Source organism: Chamaesiphon sp. VAR_69_metabat_338 (assembly GCF_031423935.1).
Lineage (GTDB): Bacteria > Cyanobacteriota > Cyanobacteriia > Cyanobacteriales > Chamaesiphonaceae > Chamaesiphon.
Genome location: NZ_JANPGM010000222.1, coordinates 1 through 7,046 on the forward strand (window position 1 = coordinate 1; position 7,046 = coordinate 7,046).

At 47.1% G+C, this 7,046-nt stretch carries 7 protein-coding genes; 3 read left to right on the forward strand and 4 right to left on the reverse strand.

From position 1 onward, the window contains the following. The first annotated feature begins 379 nt into the window (after window positions 1-379). Window positions 380-784, forward strand: a complete 405-nt coding sequence (locus RMO84_RS06545; RefSeq protein WP_310487668.1) for a hypothetical protein — start codon at window positions 380-382, stop codon at window positions 782-784. A gap of 50 nt (window positions 785-834) precedes the next feature. After that, window positions 835-1,290, forward strand: coding sequence for a nitrogen fixation protein (locus RMO84_RS06550; RefSeq protein WP_310487669.1), 456 nt, complete (start codon window positions 835-837; stop codon window positions 1,288-1,290). Window positions 1,291-1,339: 49 nt separating this feature from the next. Here the strand turns inward: RMO84_RS06550 and msrA are convergent, their stop codons facing one another. Further along, window positions 1,340-2,005 (reverse strand): peptide-methionine (S)-S-oxide reductase MsrA, encoded by a 666-nt coding sequence (gene msrA, locus RMO84_RS06555; RefSeq protein WP_396135787.1) that lies wholly within the window; start codon window positions 2,003-2,005, stop codon window positions 1,340-1,342. Between the two features lie 266 nt (window positions 2,006-2,271). Between msrA and RMO84_RS06560 the strand changes: the two genes are divergently transcribed. Continuing rightward, window positions 2,272-2,592: a hypothetical protein gene (locus tag RMO84_RS06560; protein WP_310487670.1), complete on the forward strand. Its 321-nt coding sequence runs from the start codon at window positions 2,272-2,274 to the stop codon at window positions 2,590-2,592. A 236-nt stretch (window positions 2,593-2,828) separates the two neighbouring features. On the opposite strand, the gene RMO84_RS06565 is transcribed toward RMO84_RS06560, so the two are convergent. The 3 genes from RMO84_RS06565 to RMO84_RS06575 all read right to left on the reverse strand — a co-directional run. Further along, complete coding sequence (locus tag RMO84_RS06565) at window positions 2,829-3,110, reverse strand: hypothetical protein (protein ID WP_310487671.1); 282 nt, start codon at window positions 3,108-3,110, stop codon at window positions 2,829-2,831. Between the two features lie 263 nt (window positions 3,111-3,373). Continuing rightward, window positions 3,374-6,043, reverse strand: coding sequence for an amino acid adenylation domain-containing protein (locus RMO84_RS06570; protein ID WP_310487672.1), 2,670 nt, complete (start codon window positions 6,041-6,043; stop codon window positions 3,374-3,376). A gap of 465 nt (window positions 6,044-6,508) precedes the next feature. Next, a partial coding sequence (locus tag RMO84_RS06575) for a cation:dicarboxylate symporter family transporter (protein ID WP_310487673.1) occupies window positions 6,509-7,046 on the reverse strand: 538 nt, incomplete at its 5' end.

Sequence of the window (7,046 nt, forward strand, 5' to 3'; positions counted from 1 at the left end):
ACCTGGAGGAAACCTCCGTGACGAGCGCATCCGCAAACCGTCGGGGAACAAAGGCGTGCGGGAGCCGCTAAATCCCCCTTAAAAAGCGGATGCCTTTTCGGTCGGGTTCCCCGACCATGAAAAGGCACCAAGCGGGGGACTAAGAGTCCGGTTCCCCCCTTTTTAAGGGGGGTTAGGGGGGATTCAGATCTCAAAACGAAGTCCGACAGACTTGTGTATACACGGTAGCTTTTTAAGGGGGGTTAGGGGGGATTTATAGGGTTTGAGCTTAACAAGCTAGACTTTTCAGACATCCTCTAAGAATTACCCCTACTTTTCCGAAATTAGGTGCGGCGGGATTGTAGGTGGAGATCGCTAAATCCCCTTTCCTGAATCTAATATGAAAACTAAGTTATTGTTGATGCTGCTCGCCCTTACTGGAGTGTGTTGGAGTGTCGATCGTGCCGATGCTTACACTACTAAAAGTACCGCCTCAACCGCGCATCTGAGTCAGACAATGGGCGAATTAATTGGTTTCGATCGCGATACTTATAGTTTGCTGGCAGTGGCGATCGATCGAGCTTTAATCGCCCAAGCCAATGGTGTCCCACAGCCGACGACTGCTGGTGTCCCGATCCCGCCAAATGCAAGTCCCCCCAAAAAACAGCCAGAGATGATGGGTAAAGTCGCCGTTCCCAGCAAACCAGATATCGGTCAACCTAAAACTAAGAAAGCCAAGACTAGACCGCAAGTTAAGCCGTCAGCAACTAAGAATTCATCCAAAATAATTGTCGGACTTTTTTAATTGGCGATCGCTACTTTCTGAAGAATTAAGATTATTTGAAGTTAATAAATATGTCCAAGCGTCAGTCAAATCGATCGACTACCTTGCTGATGTGTCCCAGTGCCGATACCGAGATGTCTGGTAGTGTCATTTTTGGGATCGTGGTAGGTACGCCAGAACTTCCTCATGTCGTGTATCTCGATCGAGTCAAACCGCTTCCCCCAGAGTTAATCGCCCTCGATGCCCCCGTTAAACCCACCGAAATGTTTCGGATTGCGGCTACTTGTATCGAAACTGGCTGCCGACATTTTGATGGCACCAACTGCCGCCTCACCAGCAGAATCGTCGCCGGATTGCCCCCTGTCACAGATCGGCTGCCCGCTTGCGCGATTCGAGCCACTTGCCGTTGGTGGCACCAATCAGGCGCAGCCGCCTGTCTGCGCTGCCAACAAATAGTCCGAGACAATTACATTGCCTCGGACGAACTCATTCACGCGATCGATCCCGCTATTTATGGTGAAGGATGAAGAAAAACCAGGAACGCAGTTCCAAAGCCTACAGCCTAAAGCCTACAGCCTAACTCGCCACCGACAAATTCTCCGGCATACAGACATTCGTACCGCCCAAACCGCAATAACCGCCAGGATTCTTGGCTAGATATTGTTGGTGATAGGTTTCGGCATAATAAAATTCGGGTGCTGGCAGAATCTCCGTGGTGATCTCTTTGTGTCCCGCTTTATCCAGAGCTGCTTGATAAGCTACCTTGGCAGCTGCGGCTAATTGTTGCTGACTCTCGGAATAGCAATAGATACCCGATCGATATTGCGTGCCAGCATCGTTACCTTGGCGCATCCCTTGAGTGGGATTGTGGTTTTCCCAGAAGACTTTGAGCAATTGCGGGTAACTGATAACTGCGGGATCGAATACCACCAGTACTACTTCGTTATGCCCGGTCAAACCGCTGCAAACTTCTTGATAGGTGGGATTGGGCGTACTGCCAGCCGCATAGCCCACAGCGGTAATATAAACGCCTGCTGGCAGTTGCCAGAATTTACGCTCGGCACCCCAAAAACACCCCATCCCAAACATGGCTTTTTCCATGTTGTCGGGGTATGGTGGCGCAAACGAATTGCCATTGACAAAGTGCTTGGCCGGCAGAGCTATTTTTTCCGCTCTGCCCGGTAATGCGTCTGTGGGAGCGGGAATAGTCAGTTTTTTACCACCGAAGAGGTTAGATAGCATAATTTTAGTTATTTATAAGTTGTGAGCTTTGACTGGTTGAGAACCGCAACAGCCAGCACACATTAGCTTTGAGACATTTGCTCGTTCGTCAATAATTCTAACGCATCCATTCTGATGCCGGCTAAAGCAGCAGATCGTATTTTGCCACTTGACAACCCGATCGAGCAGGGAACGTCAGGGGATATAATGACTGGCTAGAGCGTTGCCCCCGATCGTGGTTGCTCGACAGAAGGCGGCTAAATATATATTAGATATCGAGAATAACCATGGCTAAAAAGTCTGAAGTCAAAGAATCTAGTCTGTTGTACCAACGTTTGAAAGCCGCCATGCACGATGGGATCAAGGTGTGGTTTGAAACCCGCGACAAAAGTTACTTCGGGATTCCGATTGGGATCGATCGCGATTTTGTGGAAGTATTGATTTTGGTGCCGGGGAGTGAAGATGAGTCGTCTGAATATATTTTTCAGCGAGTTACCTGGGTCGTCAGACTTGCCTCGATTTCAGCGGTTGCTTATCCTTCTGAGTACTGGTCTGCCGACAGATTGGATAGTCTCTTAAATAAGTCGGTAGTAAATACAGATAGTTGACGATCGTTGGCGTAGCCTACCGTCAGGTAATCGCCAATAGCCTCAAACAAGCTCTCAACGAACGATAGCGCGCTATCCTCGAAAATAACCCAAGTTGCTACCGCTTCAAGTACTGGTAGCAACTTGGGTTATTTTCGAGGATTGAATAGCCGCCACCTCAACGCTAGTGCTAAATGCATCGATCGCACTAATATTTTTGGTAGATTTGCGACTCAAACCTCTTGGTGGACGATCGATTAGTCGTCGTGTTCGCCGCCGCCATAACCGCCACCACAGTAGCCGCCACCACCGTTGCCGCCGCCACCGAAACCACCACCATAGCCGCCACCGTTGTTGCCACCGTTGCCACCACCGTTGCCACCACCGTTGTTACCACCGTTGCCGCGACCGTTGTTACCGCGACCACCGTTGCCTTTTTTACCTTCTGAACCACCAATGATTTGGGCGGTATCTGTAGCTTGGAGTTCGGTGAGGAAGCTATCGTTATTAGTGAGATTGGAAATTTCGATTCGAGACATGATCTTACTCTCCAGAAAGTTTCAGTGGGCAACCAATTGGTTGTTGTCAAACATCATTACAGACCAGCTATCGATCTGAACAGGTGACATCGATGTCCGAAAAGCCACAAAAATTACCGGATCGAACACCCGAAGATCTGTCAACTTGACTACATTATTTACTCGATGCTCGCCAGAGTAACAAATCGAGCCAGGTATCGAGCAGTGTTGAATGATGTCAAAGTGGCGATAAATAGTCGATCTTTACGCCAAATGTGCGATCGTTATTTTGCTGGAGTTGCGATTTTGTCGATCGGATCCCCGATCGACAAATTCAATTTTTCAGCCAAGACTCGCACGTGGGGTTCGGTTAGGAGCGACAGATGTTCGCCTGGGATAAATACCGTTTCCACGCCACCAGCGACAAGTTCGCCCCAGCCGAGATCGGGGTAGCGATCGATATATAGCGACTGGTACTCACACCAAAATAGGGTCATTCGGCCTGGATAAACTTGCGGTAGATAATTTTTCGTCGCTTGCAAGTTAGCTTCTAAAACATTTAACAACTCTGGTTCAAACATTTCAAAATCAGCTAATCTCTTCGCCATTACCTCTTTATATCCTGCTGTATCGCCCTTCGTCTTAATCGATATGCGATAAAAGATCTTATCGGCAAAATATTGGAGACGATCTTGGCAGGTGAGTTTTTTGAGCTTGTTTAAATGAAAAATCAACCATTTTGTCACTGACATCCGCGCTTTCTCTAAAGTTGGCGATCGAATATCGATTAACCCCAAGAAATCCACGCGTTCGCCAAGCTCTGCCAGTTGTCTGGCCATCTCAAAAGCGACAATTCCGCCAAAAGAATAACCCATGAGCAAATAAGGCCCCTGTGGTTGAATGGTTTGGATCGATCGAATGTAGTAACTGGCGATATCTTCAACCCGATCGAGTGGCTGTTGTTTGCCATCGATTCCTTGCGATTGCAGACCGTAAATAGGTCGATCTGTCCCGATGCATTTGACGAGATCGTAATAGCTAAATAAAGTACCGCCCAAAGCATGAATGCAGAATAAAGGCGATCGAGCGCGACCCGATTTGAGCAATACTAATGGCGACCATTCAGTGGCAATTGTTTCAGTCCGGATAATTTCCGCCAGCTCGGCAATTGTCGATGATGCAAACAAAATTCCCCACGACAATCGTTTGTGCCAAATTTGTTCGATTTTGGCAAACAATTGTAAGGCAATGAGGGAATGTCCGCCCAGCTCGAAGAAATTTTCGTTAATCCCAATCGGTTGAATTCCTAACGCTCGTTCCCAAATTTGAGTTAATTGAAGTTCGATTTCATCGCGGGATGATTCGACGGCAATATGTGTGCGTCTGGGTGCTGGCAGCCGTTTGCGATCTAATTTGTGATTGGGGGTAAGGGGAAGGGCTGTCAAGATTTCAAAAGCCGATGGGAGCGCGTAATCGGTTAATTTAGTTTTCAAAAACGCGCGCAATTGAGGAATATCGATCGACTCTCGATTTGGTACGATATAAGCTACGATCGTTTGTTCTTCGAGTGCCCAGCTGCTGCGATGTCCGACGACGGCAGCTTGCCGCACATCGGGATGCTGCATCAAGACGGTTTCGATTTCTTCAATTTCTACCCGCATGCCCCGAATTTTGACTTGGAAATCTTGCCGCCCGACAATTTCCAAATTGCCATCGGGTAAATACCGCGCGAGATCGCCTGTTTTGTAAAGTCGTTCTTGTCGATCGATTGCCACCGGATTGATGATAAATTTGCGATCGGTTAATTGCGGGTTATGGAGATAACCCCGCGCCAAACTTTTCCCCGCGACATATAGTTCGCCAGTTGCACCAGTAACTACAGGAGCCAATTCTTCATCTAGTAGATATAGTTGATTGTGATGGTACGGAGTACCGACGGGGGCATATCCTTCAGTTTTACTAAAGTTATCGGGTACCACATAAGCACAGACGCCAATTGTTTCGGTTTGACCGTAAATATTCACGATTTGTACTGATTTTGGGGCAAACTGACTGCGCACTCGATCTAATAGTTGCGCTGTAAGCAATCCACCAGAGAAAATCGACATTCTGAGCTGAGAATGCATGAGCTGACGGCTAGGCGTCTCTAGCTCATCGAGACTACCGAGTAGATAATTCCAGACAGATGCAACCGTATCAAAGATAGTAATTTTTTCGGTCTGGATCAGTTCGAGGAGACTACCTAAATTAGTCATGTGTTCTCGATCGGCAATTACTACTTTTGCCCCATTAGCTAATGGTAATAATAATTGTCTCACCGAAGAAGAGAATGAAAAAGATGCTGACAGTAAATAAACATCATCAGGTCGAATTTTAACGATCTCATTCACCGCTTGCAGATAATAATCTACCTGCTCGATCGTAATTTCTACGCCTTGAGGCTTACCTGTCGAGCCAGATGTGTACATCACATAAGCCAACCGATCTGGATTAGTGTAGATGGCACAGAAATCTGCGCTTTCGGTGGCTACTTCCGCCCATTGGGTATCGATCGAAAATACATCACTCCCGCAGTTCGACAGATCTGCGGCTAAATGTTGTTGCGTGATCGCTAATTGTAATTTTGTTTCGGCTAGAATCGCACTCAATCGCTCTGATGGATAGGTGGGATCTAATGGCACATATGCTCCGCCCGCCTGAAGCACTGCCAAAATGGCGATCGCGCTAGCGATCGACCTGTCAGTATAAATTCCGACAAGCACATCCGGCTCGATTCCTTGCTTGCGGAGATAGTTGGCTAACTGGTTGACTCGCTGAGATAGTTGCTGATATGTCAGTCGATCTCGCTCGTCTTGGATGGCAATTGATGCAGGATTTTTGGTTGAATGTACTTGCAACTGACAAATTGACATCGAATTACTGTAGAGAGCAGATCGATCGGAGATCGTCAGCACCAAATTTTTCTAAAAATTGCTGGCTGAAGCTCTCGCACTATCACATTATAATAACTAGCTAATATTCTCAATAAGCCGATCGTCAATTAAGCCAATTGACAAATATCCACCCATCAACTACTACGCTATTTTGCTGAGATGCCAGTTAGTCTGAGAGCAAGGATTCGCAATGGCAGTTCTCGACTTTCTGGATGAAAGCTAGGTCTAGAGCAATTAATTGCAGCTTCCACCTAAACTAGCAACGACATCGCGCACACAATATATTTCAGGAAAAGCAACTATGGTCGTGGAGATTTTTACTAGGCACACTTAAATCAACTGATGATTTGATACAAATAACTTATTAAAAACGACAACATAGATGAGAATAATTATTAATAGTTTAGTTATCTAACCCAATAATCATGCCGAAGATGGCCACAGCAGTTGCGATCTTTGGCATGATTAGGTAGCTACTGGGGATCTCTAATGGCGAATACTGGATTCTTGCACGACGGGAGCTACCACCAATGGAGCTAGTGTAGCAGGGGCTGGTTCCCACAAACTCAGGAGAATCGCATTGGTACTGTTACCAACCACATTCAGCACGGTTTTGAACCCATCCGTCAACCGATCGATCCCTGCCACAATGGCAATTCCTTCCAAGGGTAAACCTGCCGCCGAGAGTACCGTTGCCATCGTAATCAAAGCCGAACCGGGCACGCCAGGGGTACTAAACGAAACCAAGAAACTACTCAATCCGATCGCGAATAATAACGATGGCGTCAAGGGAACGTGATAAATCTGCGCGATAAAAATCGCATTAAAGCCTTGTAAAATTGTCGCGCCGTCGCGTTTTAGAGCCGTACCCAACGGCAGGGCAAAACTGGCAATTTCCGATCGCAAGCCATAATCTTCTTGCATATTTTTCAAGACCATCGGCAACACCGCATTAGAGCTAGCCGTGCCAAATCCGAGAAAGAAAGAGGGGATTAAACTGCGAAAAAATTTCGCCGGTTCGGCT